This is a genomic window from Anaerosphaera multitolerans, assembly GCF_004006535.1.
In the GTDB taxonomy this organism is placed as follows: Bacteria; Bacillota; Clostridia; order Tissierellales; family Peptoniphilaceae; genus Anaerosphaera; species Anaerosphaera multitolerans.
The window spans coordinates 1-20103 of the sequence record NZ_RLIH01000021.1 but is presented as its reverse complement, the minus strand read 5'-3'; the positions used below and the strand labels follow the sequence as shown (position 1 = coordinate 20103).

Here is a 20103-nt window from a genome sequence, read left to right as displayed (position 1 = left end):
AAAGAGCTTTGAGCTCTTTTTTCTTGTTTAAAGCCGGGCTATGTGAACTCTTGAAAAAAAAGACTTTATGTAATATAATTTATGAGATAAAACTGTTCCAAAAGAAGGTGAACAGAGTAGATATAAATGAAATAAAGTTTATAGCTATTTGTTCTTTTAAACTAAGAGAACATTACCAGAGTTCCTTCGCTTAAAATATGGCGGGGGTTTGTTTTTTATGGAGGTAATTATGCAAAAGAAGTATTATTTGTCAACACCAATTTATTATCCAAATGATAATGTGCATATTGGACATACCTATTGTACTGTAGCAGCAGACTGTATAAAGAGATATAAGGAGCTTCAAGGCTATGATGTATTTTTCACTACAGGTTCAGATGAACACGGTCAAAAAATTGAATTAAAAGCAAAAGAATTTGGTTTGGAGCCAAAAGAATACGTGGATAATATAGTGGACAGTATAAAAAAACTATGGAAAGATATGGATATTAGCTATGATGCTTTTGTTCGTTCCACCGATCCGCAACATGAAAAAAATGTACAGGATATATTTCAAAAACTTTATGATAAGGGTGAAATTTATAAGTCGGAATATGAGGGATACTATTGTACTCCTTGTGAATCATTTTGGACGGAGTCTCAATTAGTTGAAGGTAAATTCTGTCCCGACTGTGGACGTGAAACTCACCTGCAAAAGGAAGAGGCTTACTTTTTTAAACTTTCAAAGTACAGAGATGCGCTTTTGAAATTATATGAAGAAGAGCCGGGATTTATAGAACCTGAATCAAGAAAAAATGAAATGATTAACAACTTTTTAAAAGACGGTCTTGATGACTTATCAGTTACTCGTTCTTCTTTTGATTGGGGAGTTAAGGTACCTTTTGATGACAAGCACGTAGTATATGTTTGGATAGATGCGCTTAGCTGCTATTTAACAGCTATAGGCTACGGTACTGATGAGGAGAAATTTAACAATTACTGGCCGGCAGATGTGCATTTAGTTGGAAAGGAAATTGTAAGATTTCATACTATTATCTGGCCAGCAATTTTAATGGCCTTGGATTTGCCTGTACCTAAAAAAGTCTTTGGACACGGCTGGATATTATTTGATGATGATAAGATGAGTAAGTCTAAGGGAAATGTAGTATATCCGGAACCTATTATTGAACTATATGGAGTAGATGCGCTGAAATACTTTTTACTAAGAGAGTTTTCCTTTGGCTCGGACGGTAACTTTAACAAACAGAAGTTTATGAACAGATTGAATTCCGACTTGGCAAATGACCTTGGGAACTTAGTTTCAAGGACAATTTCCATGATTGAAAAATACAATGACGGATATATTCCTGAAGCTTTAGTTGAAGATGAAATTGATGAAGATTTGGTTAATATTGCCACCACAACTTCACAAAAAGTAGATGAAGCTATGGAGCACTTTGAATTTTCAGTGGCGCTGGAGTCAATTTGGAATTTAGTAAGAAGGTCCAATAAGTACGTTGATGAAACTACTCCTTGGATTTTAGCCAGAGATGAAGATAAGAAAGAAAGATTGGACAGCGTGCTATATAATTTAGCTGAATCTCTTAGAATTACATCAATTTTAATTAAGCCTTTTATTCCTGAAACTTCTGAAAAGATAAGAAAGGCTCTTAGAATAAAAACTGAAGTGAAATGGGAAGACTCTAATATTTGGGGTTTGACTGAGGCGGGAGAAAAAGTCAAGAATAAGGGCGTATTGTTCCCAAGGCTTGACATTGAAAAGGAAATTGTAAAATTAGATGAAGCAACTGAAAAGTTAGTTGAAACAAGAGATGCTGAAAAGGCAAAGTGGGCTAAAGTACCTGTAGAAACTAAAGTTGAAGAAGTAGAAGAGTGTACTGTTGAAGATTTTGGAAAGCTAAAAATTAAAGTTGCACTTATTGAATCTGTAGATGATCATCCTAAGGCGGACAGGTTGTACTTGTTAAATTTAAAAATAGGTAATGAGAGAAGAACTATAGTTTCAAATATAAAAAATGATTTTACTAAAGAATATTTAACAGGTAAAAAAATTCTTGTAATAACAAATTTAAAACCGGCTAAATTCAGAGGAATAGAGTCTAAGGGAATGTTGCTTGCAGCTGAGACGGAAGATGGAAAAATTTCCTTAGCGACAATTTTTGAAGATTTACCTGACGGAACTGAAATTTGTTAGGAGTGGTATATTGATAGACTCACATGCGCATTTAGATGATGCTAGATTTAACTATGATAGAGATGTATTAATTAAAAATTTAAAAGCCAATGGCGTGGACTTTGTTTACAATATTGGCGCAGATTTAAAGTCCTCAATTGCTTCAGTGGAATTGGCAAATAAATATGACAATGTTCATGCAGTAATAGGAGTCCATCCTCATGAAGCTAAGACCTATAGCCCTGAAGTTGAAGAGAAGCTTATAGAACTTTCCAAAGATAAAAAAGTCAGAGCTATTGGGGAGATTGGATTGGACTTTTATTATGACCATTCTCCAAGGGATGTTCAAAGAGAGGTTTTTAAAAGGCAGATTGTATTGGCGGATAAGTTAAAGCTGCCAATAGTAATCCACTCAAGAGATGCTTCCCTTGAGACCTATGAGATGGTTGAATGGGCTAAGAAGACCTATGATATTGAAGTTTTAATCCATTGCTTTTCCCAAAGTGTGGATATGATGAAGAGATATATGAAATTAAATTGTTATATTTCCTTGGGGGGAGCAGTAACTTTTAAAAATGCCAGAGTTCCAAAGGAAGTTGCTAAAGAAGTTGATATTGATAGGCTTCTTTTGGAAACGGACTGTCCTTATATGACACCTGTTCCTTTTAGGGGCAAGAGAAATGAGCCTATGTATGTTAAGTATGTGGCAAAGGAAATTGCTAAAATAAGAGGAATGGATGAAGATGAATTAGTCAGTATAACCGATGTAAATACAAAGAGGTTCTATAATGATTAAAGAGGTCATAGTTGTGGAAGGAAAAGACGACGTCGCTGCAGTTAAGGCTGCCGTTGATGCCGAAGTTATTATTACCCATGGATTTGGCTACGGTAAAAAATTAATTGCGCTTTTAAGAGATTTAAATGAAAGAAGGGGTATAATTATATTTACCGATCCCGATTTTATGGGAAATAAAATTAGAAATGATATTTCCGGCCAGATAAAAGGTGCAAAACATGCTTTTCTGCCTCAGGGGAAGGCTAAGAAAAAAGATGACATTGGAGTGGAAAACGCCACTGTTGAAGATATTAGAGAGGCAATAAAAAAAGCAAGACCTGAATATGAAGAGAAAGTTGAAACTTTTACTAAAAAAGATTTAATTGACCATGGGCTTATGGGAATGGACAATTCCGCTGTGAAAAGGGAGAAAGTTTCGGAGATTCTCAAAATAGGCCATGGAAATTCCAAACAGTTTTTAAATAGATTAAACAGTTTTAAAGTAACTAGAGAAGAATTTATTAAGGCAGTGAAAGCGGTGGAAGATGGAAAGGCTATTTAAACCAAGTAGGGTAGTTGAATTACTAACGAAATATGATTTTAGATTTTCCAAGTCTCTAGGACAAAATTTCCTAATAGATGGAAATGTTGTGAGAAAAATAGTTGATAGTGCAGGGATTACTGGCGAGGACAACATTTTAGAAATTGGACCGGGGATAGGCACTCTTACAGAGGAATTGGCCTTAAGGGGGAAGAAAGTAGTTGCTGTAGAAATAGATGAAAAACTTAAGGAGCTGCTAAAAGAATCTTTGCCCTATGACAATGTAAAAATTTATTTTGAAGATGTTTTGAAAGCTGACTTAAAACAGATTGCAGAGGAAAATTTTGGGACAGAAAGCTTTAAAGTAGTTGCAAATTTACCTTACTACGTAACCACTCCTATAATATCAAAGTTAATAGAAGATGATTTAAATATTGAATCCATAACTGTAATGATTCAAAAGGAAGTAGCAAATAGATTTGTAGCTAAGCCTGATACTAAAGATTATGGTTCTCTTTCAGTTTTCATTCAATTTTATTCAGATGTAAATTATGAATTTACTGTACCCAGTACGGTATTTATGCCTAAGCCCAATGTAGATTCTGCTGTAGTTAATTTAAAAATAAAAGAAGATCTTCCAAAGATAGACAGAGAAAAGTTTTTTAAAGTTGTAAAAGCAGCTTTTTCAAAAAGAAGAAAAACTTTAATAAATTCACTTTCAAGCTATGGCTTTCCCATAGATAAAAATGAATTGACCAAAGTGCTTTTAGTTTCCAATATAGATCCTAAAAGACGAGCCGAAACCTTAACTTCAGAGGAATTTATTGTCCTTTCAATAAATTTTCCGAACATATAGGAGGCGAGATGGATTACGAATTAAAAGAGGAAGAGAAGAAAAATTTAAAAGAAGATGTAGAAAAATTTGCCAATGATGAAGAATTGATAAATTTATTGTCCACCATATTTAAAGCCTTAGGTGATCCTACAAGGTTGAAAATTATTTACCTGCTTTCAAAGTCACCTTTGCGTGTAAATGATATTTCAGAACTTTTAAATATGAGTCAATCGTCAATCTCACATCAGTTGGCAATATTGAGAAACCAAGAGCTTATTAAAGTAAAGCGAATTGGTAGATATGCCATATATTCTTTAGATGACGAACACGTTTTAAGTTTATTTAGAGAGGGTTACAAACACGCTGAGCATAAAAAAAGAACTTGATTAATAATCTATCTAAAGGGTATATTAATTTTAAGGGGGAATAAAAATGAGTAAAGTAGTAGTATATACTTCAAACACTTGTCCATATTGTACTATGGCAAAAGATTATTTAAATGAAAAAAATATTGCTTTTGAGGAAAAAAACGTTCAAACAGATGCACAAGCAAGAACTGAGTTAATGGCTAAAGGCTATACAGGAGTTCCTGTAATTGTTGTTGATAATGAAGAAATTGTTGGTTTTGACAAAGCAAGACTTGATACGTTATTAGATAAATAAAAATATAAAGGACGCTAAGGTGTCTTTTTTAATGGATGTACTAAAAAACAAGAGCCGAACTGTCTTATATAAAGATAGCTCGGCTCTTGTTAGACTATTTAAACTTCATCTCTTGTTAGACTATTTAAACTTCATTAAGAATTTTTTCTTTTTCAAGTTGAATTTCTTGTTCTCTTTTTAGAGCTTTTTCAATTATACTATGGATATTAGATTTAGGAAGTACAATTACTCCGTTTTCATCACCTATTATAACATCTCCGGGATGAACTAATATATCACCGCAGGTAATGGGAATGTTTATCTCTCCACCACCTATTTTAGTACTGGAAGCGCATACAAGGTACTTTGAAAATATGGGAAATCCAATTTCTCTACAACCTACTATGTCTCTAATAGCACCATCAATAACAACACCTTCAAGTCCTTTTTTCTTTGCTTTAAGACTTCTCAAATCTCCCCAAACTGCATTTTCAACAGAACCTCCGCTGTCAACTACTAAGACATCTCCTGCTTTGGCAATGTTCAATGCTTTTTGAACTGTCAGACTGTCTCCTTTAGGCAGCTTTAAAGTAACTGCAGTACCTACTATTTTATGGGTATTTATTTTTGGTTTTATAAGGTGATTCATTGAAACTTTTGAAACACATACATCTGAAAGAGAAGTTATATCTATATTGCGCAAGTTATCTATGACTTCTTTGGAAATTTTCAAGTTTTCTTTTTTCTTCATATTATTCAATTCCTTTTAATTTTTCCTTAACTAAATTAATACGACCGCCTGCCTTAATATAATTTAATTCGTCCTGACTGGCAGGAGATTGAACTGAGATTTTTTCACCTGTAGTTTTATTTACTAAGGTATAAATTTTGTTTTCTTTTAAATTTGACGTATCCAGTTCTAAGATATCCTCACTGGAAATTTTTTCATAGTCTCTCCTGTCTACAAAAGTAAGGGGAAGAATTCCCCAATTGCACATATTTGCAAGGTGGAGTCTAGCAAAACTTTTGGCAATAACAGCTTTTATTCCCAAATACCTTGGAATAATAGCAGCTTGTTCTCTGCTGGAGCCTTGTCCATAATTTTCCCCTGCAACAATAATCCCTCCTCCGGCTTCTTTAGCTCTATTTGGGAAAGTTTCATCTACCATTTTAAAACCGTGTTTAGATAGTTCCGGTATATTTGAGCGTATGGGAAGGTACTTAGCTCCTGCCGGACAAATATGATCAGTTGTTATATCATCATCTAACTTAAGAAGTACTTTTTCTTTTATTGTATCTTCCATTGCCTCCATAGGAGGAATAGGTTTAATGTTAGGTCCTCTTCTAGGAACTATATCCGGAGAAAGTGATGGCATTACAAATATATTACTGTCATCAAGGAATCTTTCAGGGAGTTCATACTTTATATCATCAATATCTAAAGTTCTGGGGTCTGTAATTACGCCGTAAAGGGCAGAAGCTGCAGCAACTTCAGGTGAACATAAATAAACTTGTGCGGTCTTGGTTCCCGTTCTACCATAGAAATTTCTTGGAGTGGTTCTCAATGATATTCCGTCAGTCTTTGGCGCAAAACCGTTTCCGTTACAACCACCGCATATGGGTTCAAAAATCCTAACTCCAGCTGAAACTATATCATCATATGCGCCTCTCATTACAGATTCTCTTATTACAGTCCTAGTAGAGGGATATAAACCTATATCCACGTCCTTATGAACCGTATTTCCCTTTAAAATATTTGCAACAGATAAAATATCATTTAAAGCTGTATTGGTACAGCTACCAATCATAACTTGATCAACTTTAGTTCCAAGGACATCTGAAAGCGGTACTATATTATCTGGAAGATGGGGTAGAGCTATTAAAGGTTCCAAAGCTGATAGATTAATCTTTATAACTTCATCATAAACAGCTCCATCATCTGCTTCTAAAGGCTGGTAATCTTTTTCCCTGTTATAAGCTCTAAGCCATTGTCTAGTATTTTCATCACTTGGAAATACTGAAGTAGTTGCGCCTGTTTCTTGTCCCATATTGGTAATAGTAGATCTCTCAGCGACATTTAATGTCTTTACTCCCGGACCTGTATATTCCAAAATTTTACCTACACCGCCTTTAACACCTATTCGCCTTAGAACTTCCAATATAATATTTTTAGCTGAAACAAAGGGAGGTAATTTGCCTGTAAGTTCAACTTTTACAATTTTAGGCATAGTAAAATAAAATGTTTCGCCTGCAAGTACCATTGCACTATCAAAACCTCCAACTCCTATGGAAAGCATAGCAATTCCACCGGCTGCAACAGTGTGAGAATCTCCGCCTATTAATGATTTACCTGGAATACCCCAATGTTCAAGATGAAGTTGGTGACATATCCCACTACCGGGTCTTGCAGTAATTATTCCCAATTTTGATGTTATATCTTGAATATATCTGTGGTCATCGTCATTTTTAAAATCAGCCTGCATCATATTGTGATCTATGTACTGGACAGCTAAGTTTATCTTTACTTTGTCCAATTCCAAAGACTCCAGGGCAAGGTAGGTCATCATGGCATTTAAGTCATGCATAAGAGCTTGGTCAGCTTTAATTCCAATCCTTGTACCTCTTTCTAAACTCCCCTCTACTAGAGAGTTTTTTATTAATTTTTCTGTTAAAGTTAATTTCATATTTTACCTCTTCTTAAACTACTTTGTTAATATAAATATAGTATTAATGTTGATTTTTTGGAAATATTAAAATATAATCAGCTTATAAGGATTAGTTATAAGAATTTATAAGGAGAATAAAGTGAATATTAATCAATTAAGGTACATAGTAGCAATTGCAGAGACAAAAAATTTTTCAAAGGCTGCAAAAAAATCATTTGTAAGCCAGCCTGCTCTTAGCCAGTATGTTAAAAAATTGGAGGAAGAACTGGGAGTAGAAATTTTTTTAAGGAATAAGTCCAAGGTTGAGATTACAGAGGCAGGAGAAATATTTGTAGAGGAGGCTATTAAACTTATAGAATCCTATAATAATTTACTGAGTAGAATGGAAGAGTTCGCGGGAAAATCTTCCAAAACTTTAACTTTGGGGATTTCACAGTTTTATGGAAAATACTTTCTGCCTAAAGTCATACCCGAACTTCAAAAGTTATGCCCTGGAAAGGAAATAAAAATTGTTGAAGCAGATTCAAAAATTACTGAGGAAAACTTGTTAAGAGGAGATGTAGACCTTGCTATAATTCCATTGCCCATATACTCTCCCAAGATAAAATACAGGACTGTTTATATGGAAAATTTTTCAATTGCAGTAAATGAGAAGAACAGTAAAGCGGAAACTTTAAAGAAGTTGAAAAAGGGAGAGATAGACCTATCTATTTTAAAAGATGAGGATTTTGTACTCTTAAATGAAGGTTTAAAGTTAAGAGAGTTATCTGAAAAGATATGTAAGAGTTACGGATTTAGTCCTAAAGTTATTTTAGAGGCTGAAAATTTAGATACGCTGAACTCCTTAGTTCATTACAATATTGGAGTTTCATTATTACCAAGTATGATTACCAAGTACAGCGATGTTTGTTACTTTGATTATACAGGCGAATATGCAAGTCGGGAGACTGTAGTGGCTTATATTGATGATAAGTATGGTGAAATTGTGGATAAAATTCCTGTAATTTCCAAAGTTTAATAAAAAAGGTAGATTATTTTTTACAATCTACCTTTTCGTGTTTTAAAATTATTTATTCATCATTAATATTTTCTTTTTTTAAAGTTTTTTCAATCCAGTCTTTTCCCTCTACAAATCTTGCAATAAGCATTGATGCAATAGTGTCTCCCGATGAGTTAATCATCGTAGCTGGAGGGTCAACTAAAAATCCAATAGTTGCAATTACAGGAAATGCTTCCGGCGGGAAACCGTACAGATTTACTATTAACATTTCCCCAATAAGTCCTCCGCCGGGAACTCCACTCATTACCACTCCGCCAAGTACAGATATTAAAATTGCAGTTAGGTAAGTACCTATGCCACTGAAATCCTGTCCAAATATTCCAAAGAGAAAGGATATTTTTAAAATGGAAGATAAACAGGTACCGTCCATGTGCATAGTTGCACCTATGGGAAGGACTATCTCCCTTATGTCCTTAGGAACTCCAATGTTTTGTGCTGCCGTAAGGTTAACGGGTATTGTAGCAATTGAGGAACCTGTTGCAAAGGAAGTTATAGCAGGTGGAGCTATGTATTTTAACATCCTTTTAACACCTTGTTTTCCTCCCGCAACATAGGAGTATATAGGGAAGAAAATAAATAAGTATAGAAAACACAGCGGATAATAAATTACCATGGCTTTTAAATAACTTCCAAGTAGCTGAGGACCGAACTCCCCTATAAGTGCTGCGAAATATGCGCCAAGTCCAATTGGAGCATATAACATTATAATATTTATAAGCCTCATCATAACTTCTCCAAGAGCATCTAGTAGTTTTGCAATTCGCTTTTCGGGATCTTTCACTGTAGCTACACAAAAGCCAAATAAAATTGCAAAGATAATAAGAGGCAACATATTGTTTTTAGAAAGCAGCTCATTAAAATCGGAAACTGTTACCGCTTTTACAATTTGTTCTCCAAGAGATATTTTCTGAATTTCCTCTCCCATTTCAAGAGCTAAATTTACGCCTTCAGCAGGAGGAAATATTTTAACCACTATAATTATTAAAGTGGAAGCTATGGCTCCTGTAATGAAGAATACTAACAACATAGTTCCCAATATTTTACCAAGGCGGTTCATATTGAGCATATTGCCTACTGCACTGGCAATTGTAACAAAAACCAAAGGAACTACTGCAGTAAACATAAGATTTATAAAAATATCTCCGAAAGGTTTAATTACAGTTGCTTTTTCTCCCATAATTAGACCTATTATACTTCCCAAAATAATGGAAAATAAAAGTATTATTGGAAATTTATAATTTTTTAAAAAATTGCTTTTTTCTTTCATTTTTTTACCCTCTCAATTATTCAGTTTCATTTCTGATTAAATCATTATAGGTTTCTCTTTTTAAGACTAATTTATCTTCCCCATTTTCTACAAAGACAATCGCAGGCTTTAAAAGACAATTATAGTTGCTTGCCATGGAATATCCATAGGCGCCTGTAGAAGGAATACAAATTATATCACCGGGCTGGGTAAGCGGAATCTGAGCATCTTTTATAATAATGTCGCCGGATTCACAACACTTACCGCAAATAGTTACAGTTTCAAGAGGATCTCCCTTTATATTATTTGCAACTATTGCTCTATATTCTGCACTGTAGAGGGCAGGTCTAATATTATCTGTCATTCCTCCATCTATAGCCACATATTTTCTAATACCTTCAATGTCTTTAATGCTTCCAACAGTATAGAGTGTGTATCCCGCTTCACCGACAATACTTCTACCGGGTTCAATGGTAATTGTAGGTCTTTCTAAGTTTTTTAAAGAAAAATATCCTTCGATTTTTTCCATAACGGGCTCTAAAAAATAGGAAAAAGGCTGCCTTTTTTCAGAAGTATAGGTTATTCCAAAACCGCCTCCTATATTTAATTCCTTAATGTTTTCTCCTGTCTTATTAATAGTATCCTCAATTAATTCAAAAACTATGTCCAAGGCATTTAGGTAGATATCATTTTCAAAAAGTTGGCTTCCTAAGTGGAAGTGGTAACCTAAAAAGTTAATATACTCGCTGTTTTTTGCTTTCTTAACTTCTTCAAGTACTTCATCAAGAGGAAAACCGAATTTGGAATCAGCCTTACCTGTTGAAATATATTCATGGGTATGGGCGTCAATTCCGGGAGTAACTCTGTAAAGTACATTTACTTTTTTATTATATTTCTTGGCACAGTCAATAATCATATCCAACTCAGAGGCGCCATCTATTATTATTTTTCCCACACTATTTTTAACTGCAAGGTCTATTTCATCATAAAGTTTGTTGTTTCCGTTAAATTCAATTTTTTCAGCGGGGAAATTTGCACTTAAGGCAATGAAAAGTTCTCCACCGCTTACTACATCTAAATTTATACCTTCTTCAGCTATTAATTTTGCCATAGCTTTGGTTAAAAAAGCCTTTGAGGCATAGGATACAGTAGTGTTTTCATATTTATTTAAAAAGTCTTCTTTTAATTCAGCTATTCGATTTTTAATGTCTGTCACTGAATAAACATATAGTGGAGTACCGTATTTTTCAGCTAAATAGACTGTACTAACACCATCTATATATAAAGTATTATTTTTTTCTTCCATTTATAAACTCCTTAATTAAATTCAAATTCAAGGCTTTTAGGAAATAATCCAAAGAGTCCGCCTGTATGAATAAATAAAATATTTTTTGAATTATTTAGATAATTGGTTTTTGGATTTCCCAACTCACTGTAAAGTCCTTTCATAGCCTTGGCTGTGTAAACAGGGTCTAATATAATTCCCTCGTTTTTTGCAAAGTCATTTAAAAACTTTAACTCCTCCGGCGTGGAAAGGGCATAGCCTAAACCAACATTTCCGTCAATAATTTTAATATCCGCTTCCTCTAAAGTATTATTTCCCTCCAAATAGCTATAAAACTCTTTTGAGATTTTAATTACTTCATCAATAAAATATTCCTTGGTGGAGCTGATATTAAACCCTATAATCTGACGATTTAGATTAAGAATTTTGTTGCCGAGGCAAAGTCCCGCATAGGTTCCTCCGGAGCCAACTGTACAGCAAATAGTATCAAATTCTAAACCAAGCTGTTTTTCTTGTTCAACTATTTCTTTTAAAGCATTGAAATATCCAAAGGTTCCAATACCGTTTGAAGCTCCTGTTGGAATTATGTAACCTTTTCGTCCTTCGTTTTTTAAATTTTCCGCAACTTCATTTAAAATAGCTTTAAGGTTATGGGAATAATCTTCGCTACTTATAAATCTAACCTCAGCGCCCAAAAGCATATCTAAAAGATAATTCCCGTTAGGAGGAAGTTCCTCATCAGAAGATAGGATTAAAATGGATTTAAGCCCCAATTTAGTAGCTGCGGCTGCCGTAGCGCGAGCATGGTTTGATTGAATTCCGCCACAGGTAATTATAGTATCTGCACCTTGACTAAGAGCCTCAGCCAAAGCATATTCAAGTTTTCGCACCTTGTTTCCGCTTAATTCAATTCCTGTGAAATCATCTCTTTTAATAAATATATTTCTTTTAAATTTATTTGAAGTGTAATCCAATCTTTCAATCTTAGTGGGCAGATTTGCCAAGGAAATTTTTTCCATTTCAATATTCATACTAACACCCCTTTATAATTTTAAACATTATAACATACTTCCTTAATAATTACGTAATAAAAATAAGATCTGTATAAAAACAGACCTTATTTTAAAATTCCAAACTTATAATTATTTTCTTTAAAATAGTCAATTACACTTTGAAGACTATCGACAGTAAGTTGTTTGTCAGTTGCATCATGCATTAAAACTACGGCCACGTCTGAATGTAAATTTTGGTTAAGAGTTTTTATAATGTAGTTAACCTCTTCTTCAACGCTACTTGGACGCAGAGATTTTTTCTCGGAATCCCCTGATAGAGAGTTCCAATCAATCCATTCAATTCCCATTGCTTTAAGCTGTTCGTCAGATTCATTTAAGCCCTGCCATGATAGATGTCCTCCTGGATATCGCCACACAGTGGCTTTAAAATCTTCTCCAAAGACTTTTTCTAGTCTTCCGGCGGTAAGTCTTGCCTCTTCCAAAATTTGTTCAGTGTCTCCGGTTTTTTCAGGATAGAGCAGGTCATAATCGTGTGAAAAAGAATGAAGCCCCAGTGAATTTCCGTCCATTAAAGTTTTTTCCAATACTCCATAATTACTTTCAACTATGTTTTTTCCAACAGTAAAGAAAGTTGCATGAACGTCGTTTTTCTTAAGTATATTTAGAATTTGAGGCGTAACAGTAGTGTTAGGACCGTCGTCAAAAGTTAAAAACACAAGTTTTTCCCTTCCTTGATATTCAGCTTCACCTCTAATATACTCTCTTATCTCCTTGGTATCATAGGCATAAGAAGATGCTGAAACCAAGTGGTTGGATCCGGGCATAATTCTTTTATTTATTCCCGATGCCCTACTATAGGCAAGCATCATTCTGTCAGTTTCATTTTTAGGACTTTCAATTGAACTTGTATAATCTTTATTATTCTCTCTAAAAATTTCTCCCACATACCAAGATGCTAACTTAGGTTGGACAGTTGATTTTTGATTTCTACCGACAAAGGTAGAAATTAATTTAACTATTAAAATAATAAGTGCAACTACAATGATAACAAAAGCAATACGCCTTCTTCTCATTTTCATTTGCCAAGCTTTACTTCGCTTTTGTTGTTTAATTTTCTCCTTATCATCTAGGTTGGTAAAATCAGCTCTTTTTGATTTGCCTGTTTGAGTAGTTTTAGTTTTTCTAGGTTCATCGGTTTTTCTTTTTTGGGAATTTTTATCTATATATATTAGACTTTCAATTTCGTCCATATCTATTAATTTATTTTTTTCATCTATATAATCTCTGTTTTTGGAGTTGTTATCTACATTATTTATTTCGTTTTCAACGTTGTTGTCTTGTTCAGTATTTAAGTTTTTGTTCTTCTTAAAAAAATTCTTCATTTTAACCTCCACTGCTAATAAAAGGATATACTATATCATCCTATTTTTCAAGGGAATTATAAAGGGAAAAGGGAAGATATTACCTTATAAATCGCACCTTTGTAGAGACTTAAAAAAGAGGTTAAATAATTTTTTTCTAACATCTAGTTTTAGATTTAAATATTGATTTTGAAAATCAGGAAAACTTAATAAAAATACAATGAAGTATGTCAGATAGAATATATTTCCTTGACTTAAATTTTTATTAACATAAGCTTTTTATAGAGTTCTCACTTTTATCAAAGAGGAAAGTATATACTATTTAATAAAAGTTACTATCTAGCAATCTTTCTCCTTTAAAAAATTTTCAAGGGTTTTGTTAAAAAAAGATGGGTTGTCAAGATTAGCTCCATGACCGGCCTTTGGAATCATTATTAAAGGATAATTTGTCTTTTTGGCCCACATTTTATTGTAACGCTTTACATATCCGATTTTGTCATATTGGCCCACTAACAATAGAACAGGACAGTTAAATTTCACCTCATTATAATTTCTAAAGTCTTCATAATATGCCTTAGTTGCAATTTTCATATTTTGTTTACCAAGATTTAAGAGACAGTCATAGAATATAGACTGACCTTCTTTCGAAACACATGAGGCTTTAGCACTGAGGCTACAGTATAATTTATAGGGTATTAGGGAGGCTATTTCAGAATAGTGTTCACTCCAAAATAGTTCGGAATTTTTATAGTATTTTTCTCCAAAGGGAGTGGATCCTAAAGCTATAAAGGACACTACATTTTCGGGATACATTTGAACAAAAGCTTGATTTACAAAACCTCCGGCGGACTGCCCTACTAAATTGACTTTTTGAATATTTTCTTTTTCCAAAATTAGCTTTAAATCTTTTGCTGCGTTTCTAAGGGAAAAATCTTTATAAGGTATGGAGAGACCATGTAGAGGCATGTCCCAAGTAATTATATTAAAGTCCTTGGAAAATAAATCAATTTGTTTTTTAAAAAGGCTATGGTCTCCGGTTAAACCATGAGTAAAGACAATTGTATCGGCCTTTATATTTTTCTTTTTAATCCAGTAATGGACTTTATTACCACTTGTTAAAATAAAATTTTTATCCATAACTACCTCGAAAGTGCAATTAAAGACTTTTTATCCAGTATTTTAATTTTTCCTCTTGTTACTGTTAAAATATTTTCGTTTTGAAAGTACTTTAAAATTCTTGATATTACCTCACGTGCCGTACCTAAATTTTTAGCAATTTGATTGTGAGTGAGTGATAATATGTCGCTTTCTTGTAAAATAGACTGTTCAACAAGAAAATCTGCTATTCGTGAGTCCATACTTTTAAATAAGATTTGTTCCAAGGTCCAAACAACTTCAGAAAATCTGGAGCTTATAATTTCATTTATATAATTGGAAAAAAGAATACTTTCAGTGATAAGTTTTTCATAGGCCGAGGTGTTGAGTATGTAAGTGTGTGAATCTTCCTCGGCTTCTAAATGAATTTTAAATTGAATATTACTCATAATGCAAGATGCGGAAAGAAGACAGATATCTCCCTGTAGTAACCTATACAGAGTTACTTCCCGCCCTGAATCTGAAACTATATGGGCTCGAAGGATGCCGCTTCTTACAAAAATTAATCCAAGACATTCAGTATCACTGTTTAGAACTTCACTTCCTTTTTTGAAAATAAGATTTTCTGTATTTTCCCTTAATAAATTTTGATGGGATTTTGAAAGTTTATTCCAAAAAGGAAAGAAAGATTCTAAAGAATATGTGTTTTTAGACAAAAAAATCACCTCTGCCTAAAGTATAAGGGCAAAAGGTGATTCTTGCAAATAACTATTATTTACTTTCTTTTTTAAAGCACATAAACCAATCAAGACAGTATTGATCACTTTCTTGACTTTCCATACGCTCTTTAGCAACTCCGCAAGATCCTGCAGTAGGAACTATTACATCATCGCCAGGACGCCAGTCAGCCGGTGTAGCAACACTATCTGCATCAGCTTTTTGAAGAGCTAGTATAATACGTTTAATTTCATCAAAGTTACGTCCGGTTGATAGTGGGTAGTAAAGTATAGTTCTAATAATTCCCTCAGGGTCAATTACGAATACCGCACGCACTGCTTGAGTATTACTTTGACCTGGTTGAATCATACCGTATTTATTTGAAACATCCATTTTAATATCTTCTATTAACGGGAACTTTACTTCCACATCTTTCATTCCGTTCCACTCTAACTCTTGAATTTTTCTAAGCCATGCTATATGAGCATAAAGTGAGTCTACTGATAGTCCAACAAGTTCGGTATTTAACTCCTTAAATTCATCTGCCATAGAAGCAAATGTCATAAATTCAGTAGTACAAACCGGTGTAAAATCTGCAGGGTGAGAGAATAAAATAACCCAACTTCCTTTGTAATCAGATGGGAAATTAATTTCACCTTGAGTAGTTACAGCCTTAAATTCAGGTGCCTTATCACCAATTAAAGGCATTTTGGTTTCAACAACATTGATATTTTCTTCCATAAAAATCTCCTTTCAAATCATCTCTATATAAAATTTTTTATTACAGTTTAAGTTTTTGACTGTTATTATCATTATACCCAAGTAGTAATAAAAGTAAGGTGACTTAGTCACCTTTAAAAGATTGGGAGTTAGGATTGTTGTTTTTCTTATATTTGAAAAATTCAGGTATATATAAGAAAGCTGATATTAAAGCGCATATAACTGCTAAAGATAAAATCAAAGTTATAAACCAATTAGGCATGCCGGGAATCAATATAATTAAAATAGTTGCAAAGTAGTAGATAAAAGTTGCGACTTTGCCAAACCATTTTGCTCCTTCTAATTTAATCCCCCTTTTCATTAAGTAGCCTCCTCCCAGTAAGATTACTATGTCCTTAAAGATAATTACTGCAAAGAAAATCCAATACTGTCTAAGGGTTATTGCCAAGGTTATGGATACGGCAAATTGAGTAAGTTTGTCTGCAATGGGATCCAGTACCTTACCCAGATCTGTTATCCACCCGAATTTTCGAGCAAGCTTTCCATCTAAAAAATCGGTTAATGCAGATATAAGTAAAATTATACCTGCATTTAAAGTATTACCAATTAATAATTGGTGTACGAAAAAGGGAATTAACAATATACGCAAAAGTGAAAGCAGATTTGGAATATTTTTCATACTTATCTCCTTATAATAAAAATTGAACAGGTCTTAAAATGTAGTAGGTTATTTTTAAAGCGACTTTTTTAACTGGGGATACAGGAACCATTACAACATTTTCTGAATTTATATAATCATTATTATGCCCTACTTTAAGGGATTGGCTCTTAATTTCATTCATAATCTCTGAAAGATTCTGTGCAAGTTCTTCGCTATCTATTACCAGCATAGATTCAGTATCTAAGTATAAGCTTCTATCATCTAAATTAAAAGTTCCTATTGCGGAAAGTCTGCGGTCAAATACCAAAGATTTTTCGTGAATAGAATCTTTGGACTGAAATTCATAAATATTTGCACCTGTATCAATAAATTTCTTCCTATGGCCTAAATAATTTGAAAAAGCCGGCAAATTTGGAGTAGATGCTGCGGAATTTGTAATCATAGTCAACTCAACATTAGGTGCACATTTACCTAAAGTCAGCAATAAATCTTTATTTCCCGTTGAATAGGGAGTTTGTAGAGTTATTGAGTCCTTAGAATTAAGGGCTATTCTTTGCAGAGTATATCCAACCCAAGGTTCTTTTTTCTTTGATTCAATGGGATTATGAATTAAAGTAATTTTTGCAGTGGGAACAGTGAAATTTTTATAATCTTCTAAAGTCTTTTCATAAAACTGAGGATTTTCTCTTTGAAATTGAGCGCTAGCCTCTTCAAAAGAATTATTATATTTTTCCGAAATTCTATTGTTTTTTACTTCTTTTACTTTCGTTGAATTTTCATAGTTCCAAAGAGAATCCATATACTTTAAACATTGATCAATGGAACTTTCCACTTCAGTTGAATTTTCAGTCTTACATATAAAAACATCTCTGTCATTAGTAATGGCTTTATTGAAGTGGTTAGGTCCGAAATGTCTCTCATCTATGTTTCTTCCCCCCAGCAGTAGCATTTCGTTATCTGAAATAATAAACTTGTCGTGAAGTAGCATATGTAAAGACCAAGGTTTTAAAGGATTAAATTTATTATAAACTCTACATTCTATATTCGGATTGGAATTAAGTACTTTAATTATATTATTAAATTCAACACCACTAATATAAGATATTTTTCCGTCAACTAAAAGTCTGATTTTTACTCCTCTGTTTGCAGCATCGACTACTTCTTTTAGAAAAGCTCGTGTACTTATACTGTCTGCAATTTTATAATAGACTATATCTAAACTTTTTTTTGAATTTTTAATTATTTCAAATCTTATATTTAAAGCGTCAACAGGAGCTTCAATAATACAAGCTCTGTCAGGGCCCTCACCCTTATTTCCAAAATAATTTAAATTAGAAAAATACTTTTTAGCATTTTCGCTTAAAGTTTTATCAAAAACACAGGCTAAGGTAGAGGTTATTAAAGCAAATATAAGCCAGATTATTAAAATCAAAACTATAAATTTAAAGGTCTTATTAACTGTCACATCTATCTTCCTTTCAATAATAAATCGATTAAATCAAAGTCTAAATCATTAAGTCAATAAAAAACTTCGTTTAATATATTAATACCCAAATAGCTGTGGTTTTTATTTTAGCGAATTGTATTTTTATATAAAGTTGATAAATAAAATATTTTAAGTAGTTTAAAGCTAAATATGATATTATAAAAGGTGATGAATTGCACTTTGATAATTTATTTAAACTTTACAGAAGTATAGAAAAATTAAGTGCAATAGGTATTTCTATGCCGATATTATTTTTATTTTTTATTTAAATTAATACTAAAAAGAAAGGAAGTGTTTTATTGACAAAAGAAAATAGAATGGGTGTTGATCCCATAGGGAAGCTATTGTTTAAAATTTCCTTTCCGATTATGGTATCCATGCTCATCCAATCGCTTTACAACATTGTAGATTCACATTTTGTTTCGCTTATAAACGAGGAGGCTTTTACAGCAGTCTCCATGGCATTTCCAATTCAAAATTTAATGACGGGGTTGGCAATTGGAACTGGGGTAGGGATGAATTCGCTTATTTCCAGATCTTTGGGAGAAAGAAACTTTTCCAAGGTTAATTTAGCAGCTGAAAGTGGCGTACTTCTATCAATTTTTCACGCATTGATTTTTGTAGTAATTGGACTTGTTTTTCCGAGGATGTACTTTGCTACTCAAACTGATAATACTATTATAATAAATTACGGAGTGGAATACTTAACTGCTTGTACTGTACTTTCAATTGGAATATTTATGCAAATTACAATGGAAAGATTACTTCAATCTACGGGGCTCTCAATGTACTCTATGATTACTCAAATACTAGGTGCTATTCTTAACATAATACTTGACCCGATTTTAATCTTCGGTCTATATGGTGCACCTAAAATGGGAGTTACAGGAGCTGCCATTGCAACTGTAATAGGGCAGTGTTCTGCAGCCGCACTGGGACTATTCTTTAACCTTAAATATAATAAGGAAATTAAAATTCAAAAGTTTAAATTGGACTTTAAAACAGTAAAACAAATTTACGCTGTGGGGATTCCCAGCTTTGCTTTAATGGCTACGGGAAGTTTGGCAGTTTACCTTTTAAATAAAATTCTACTTGGATTTTCTACAACAGCTGTAGCTGCTCTTGGAGTATATTATAAGATTCAAAACTTTGTATTTATGCCTGTTTTTGGATTGAACAACGGAATGATTCCAATAATAGCCTATAATTACGGGGCAAGGAATGTGGATAGGACAAAGCAGACTATATTTTTAAGTTTTAAAATTGCGACGGCTGTAATGGTAGTGGGATTGCTGATTTTCCAAATATTTCCAAATCAATTGTTGATGATATTTAATGCATCGGATCATCTTTTGGAGATAGGTTCCACTGCACTAAGAATAGTATCTATTTCATTTATAATGGCCGGAATTGTAGTAATTTGTCAGGCTGTATTTCAGGCTTTGGGAAACGGAGTACTTTCCCTTATTTCTACTATAATAAGACAAATATTGGTGTTGGTACCGGGAGTGTATATATTAAGCTTTTTTGGAAATCTGGACTTAGTTTGGATTGCTTACCCAATAGCAGAAGTGGCGTCTCTTGTATATTGTCTTTACTATTTAAAGAAATTTGCCCTGAGAAAAATTGAAACAAATAGGTAGTGAATCGTTAAACTAAACTTTGGAAAAATCAATTATTATTTTCATTTTAAGAAGTAAAAAATCAAGGATAAAAGGGAAGAATACAATTGGATTAAAAAGCTCTTTAATGTTGATTTATCAAGAACTTTGTTGTATTATTAACTTATCTTAGTGATTATATCTAATAAATATTAGGAGGATATTC

The 20103-nt window shown here is 33.1% G+C and carries 19 protein-coding genes; 8 read left to right on the top strand and 11 right to left on the bottom strand.

From position 1 onward, the window contains the following. The first annotated feature begins 229 nt into the window (after window positions 1-229). Genes metG through EF514_RS10190 form a run of 6 tightly spaced genes read left to right on the top strand, consistent with a single transcriptional unit; the run spans window position 230 to window position 4987 of the window. The gene (gene metG / locus EF514_RS10215; protein ID WP_127725354.1) at window positions 230-2194 is read left to right on the top strand and encodes a methionine--tRNA ligase; all 1965 of its coding nucleotides are present in this window, start codon (window positions 230-232) and stop codon (window positions 2192-2194) included. 10 nt (window positions 2195-2204) lie between these two features. Then, complete coding sequence (locus tag EF514_RS10210; RefSeq protein WP_127725353.1) at window positions 2205-2969, top strand: TatD family hydrolase; 765 nt, start codon at window positions 2205-2207, stop codon at window positions 2967-2969. Beyond that, window positions 2962-3510, top strand: a complete 549-nt coding sequence (rnmV, locus tag EF514_RS10205; protein WP_127725352.1) for a ribonuclease M5 — start codon at window positions 2962-2964, stop codon at window positions 3508-3510. Before EF514_RS10210 ends, rnmV begins: the two co-directional genes overlap by 8 nt. Continuing rightward, complete coding sequence (gene rsmA, locus EF514_RS10200) at window positions 3494-4345, top strand: 16S rRNA (adenine(1518)-N(6)/adenine(1519)-N(6))-dimethyltransferase RsmA (RefSeq protein ID WP_127725351.1); 852 nt, start codon at window positions 3494-3496, stop codon at window positions 4343-4345. The genes rnmV and rsmA overlap by 17 nt, the downstream gene beginning before the upstream one ends. A gap of 8 nt (window positions 4346-4353) precedes the next feature. Beyond that, window positions 4354-4710 carry an ArsR/SmtB family transcription factor gene (locus EF514_RS10195; RefSeq protein WP_127725350.1) on the top strand — a complete coding sequence of 119 codons (357 nt, stop codon included), beginning with the start codon at window positions 4354-4356 and terminating at the stop codon, window positions 4708-4710. A gap of 46 nt (window positions 4711-4756) precedes the next feature. After that, window positions 4757-4987, top strand: coding sequence for a glutaredoxin family protein (locus tag EF514_RS10190; RefSeq protein ID WP_127725349.1), 231 nt, complete (start codon window positions 4757-4759; stop codon window positions 4985-4987). Window positions 4988-5111: 124 nt separating this feature from the next. Here EF514_RS10190 and EF514_RS10185 read toward each other — a convergent pair whose 3' ends face one another. Then, entirely contained in the window at window positions 5112-5717 is a 606-nt protein-coding gene (locus EF514_RS10185) for an RraA family protein (protein ID WP_127725348.1), read from the bottom strand. Window position 5718: 1 nt separating this feature from the next. Next, on the bottom strand, window positions 5719-7650 hold the full coding sequence (locus EF514_RS10180) for an aconitate hydratase (RefSeq protein WP_127725347.1): 1932 nt from the start codon (window positions 7648-7650) through the stop codon (window positions 5719-5721). A 121-nt stretch (window positions 7651-7771) separates the two neighbouring features. Between EF514_RS10180 and EF514_RS10175 the strand changes: the two genes are divergently transcribed. Further along, the gene (locus EF514_RS10175) at window positions 7772-8650 is read left to right on the top strand and encodes a LysR family transcriptional regulator (protein WP_127725346.1); all 879 of its coding nucleotides are present in this window, start codon (window positions 7772-7774) and stop codon (window positions 8648-8650) included. Window positions 8651-8702: 52 nt separating this feature from the next. On the opposite strand, the gene EF514_RS10170 is transcribed toward EF514_RS10175, so the two are convergent. The 9 genes from EF514_RS10170 to EF514_RS10130 all read right to left on the bottom strand — a co-directional run bounded on the left by EF514_RS10170 (window position 8703) and on the right by EF514_RS10130 (window position 18255). Beyond that, entirely contained in the window at window positions 8703-9959 is a 1257-nt protein-coding gene (locus EF514_RS10170) for a dicarboxylate/amino acid:cation symporter (protein ID WP_127725345.1), read from the bottom strand. Between the two features lie 16 nt (window positions 9960-9975). Then, a complete protein-coding gene (gene lysA, locus EF514_RS10165) occupies window positions 9976-11244 on the bottom strand; it encodes a diaminopimelate decarboxylase (RefSeq protein WP_127725344.1) in 1269 nt (422 codons plus the stop codon). A gap of 11 nt (window positions 11245-11255) precedes the next feature. Beyond that, entirely contained in the window at window positions 11256-12254 is a 999-nt protein-coding gene (locus EF514_RS10160) for a D-cysteine desulfhydrase family protein (RefSeq protein ID WP_127725343.1), read from the bottom strand. Window positions 12255-12340: 86 nt separating this feature from the next. Beyond that, the gene (locus EF514_RS10155) at window positions 12341-13618 is read right to left on the bottom strand and encodes a polysaccharide deacetylase family protein (protein WP_127725342.1); all 1278 of its coding nucleotides are present in this window, start codon (window positions 13616-13618) and stop codon (window positions 12341-12343) included. Between the two features lie 318 nt (window positions 13619-13936). Further along, on the bottom strand, window positions 13937-14734 hold the full coding sequence (locus tag EF514_RS10150; RefSeq protein WP_127725341.1) for an alpha/beta fold hydrolase: 798 nt from the start codon (window positions 14732-14734) through the stop codon (window positions 13937-13939). A 2-nt stretch (window positions 14735-14736) separates the two neighbouring features. Then, complete coding sequence (locus tag EF514_RS10145; protein ID WP_127725340.1) at window positions 14737-15408, bottom strand: Crp/Fnr family transcriptional regulator; 672 nt, start codon at window positions 15406-15408, stop codon at window positions 14737-14739. A gap of 55 nt (window positions 15409-15463) precedes the next feature. Continuing rightward, window positions 15464-16150: a peroxiredoxin gene (locus EF514_RS10140; protein ID WP_127725339.1), complete on the bottom strand. Its 687-nt coding sequence runs from the start codon at window positions 16148-16150 to the stop codon at window positions 15464-15466. Window positions 16151-16253: 103 nt separating this feature from the next. Beyond that, window positions 16254-16808, bottom strand: a complete 555-nt coding sequence (locus EF514_RS10135; protein WP_127725338.1) for a CDP-alcohol phosphatidyltransferase family protein — start codon at window positions 16806-16808, stop codon at window positions 16254-16256. A gap of 10 nt (window positions 16809-16818) precedes the next feature. Further along, window positions 16819-18255, bottom strand: a complete 1437-nt coding sequence (locus EF514_RS10130) for a phospholipase D family protein (RefSeq protein ID WP_127725337.1) — start codon at window positions 18253-18255, stop codon at window positions 16819-16821. A gap of 320 nt (window positions 18256-18575) precedes the next feature. Between EF514_RS10130 and EF514_RS10125 the strand changes: the two genes are divergently transcribed. Beyond that, complete coding sequence (locus EF514_RS10125; protein ID WP_240649057.1) at window positions 18576-19919, top strand: MATE family efflux transporter; 1344 nt, start codon at window positions 18576-18578, stop codon at window positions 19917-19919. Window positions 19920-20103 lie beyond the last annotated feature (184 nt).

Excerpts from the sequence above, each read along its gene's own strand:
- metG (WP_127725354.1), top strand. The coding sequence starts at position 230 with ATGCAAAAGAAGTATTATTTGTCAACACCAATTTATTATCCAAATGAT.
- rnmV (WP_127725352.1), top strand. The coding sequence starts at position 2,962 with ATGATTAAAGAGGTCATAGTTGTGGAAGGAAAAGACGACGTCGCTGCA.
- rsmA (WP_127725351.1), top strand. The coding sequence starts at position 3,494 with ATGGAAAGGCTATTTAAACCAAGTAGGGTAGTTGAATTACTAACGAAA.
- EF514_RS10195 (WP_127725350.1), top strand. The coding sequence starts at position 4,354 with ATGGATTACGAATTAAAAGAGGAAGAGAAGAAAAATTTAAAAGAAGAT.
- EF514_RS10190 (WP_127725349.1), top strand. The coding sequence starts at position 4,757 with ATGAGTAAAGTAGTAGTATATACTTCAAACACTTGTCCATATTGTACT.
- EF514_RS10185 (WP_127725348.1), bottom strand. The coding sequence starts at position 5,717 with ATGAAGAAAAAAGAAAACTTGAAAATTTCCAAAGAAGTCATAGATAAC.
- EF514_RS10180 (WP_127725347.1), bottom strand. The coding sequence starts at position 7,650 with ATGAAATTAACTTTAACAGAAAAATTAATAAAAAACTCTCTAGTAGAG.
- EF514_RS10170 (WP_127725345.1), bottom strand. The coding sequence starts at position 9,959 with ATGAAAGAAAAAAGCAATTTTTTAAAAAATTATAAATTTCCAATAATA.
- lysA (WP_127725344.1), bottom strand. The coding sequence starts at position 11,244 with ATGGAAGAAAAAAATAATACTTTATATATAGATGGTGTTAGTACAGTC.
- EF514_RS10160 (WP_127725343.1), bottom strand. The coding sequence starts at position 12,254 with ATGAATATTGAAATGGAAAAAATTTCCTTGGCAAATCTGCCCACTAAG.
- EF514_RS10155 (WP_127725342.1), bottom strand. The coding sequence starts at position 13,618 with ATGAAGAATTTTTTTAAGAAGAACAAAAACTTAAATACTGAACAAGAC.
- EF514_RS10150 (WP_127725341.1), bottom strand. The coding sequence starts at position 14,734 with ATGGATAAAAATTTTATTTTAACAAGTGGTAATAAAGTCCATTACTGG.
- EF514_RS10140 (WP_127725339.1), bottom strand. The coding sequence starts at position 16,150 with ATGGAAGAAAATATCAATGTTGTTGAAACCAAAATGCCTTTAATTGGT.
- EF514_RS10135 (WP_127725338.1), bottom strand. The coding sequence starts at position 16,808 with ATGAAAAATATTCCAAATCTGCTTTCACTTTTGCGTATATTGTTAATT.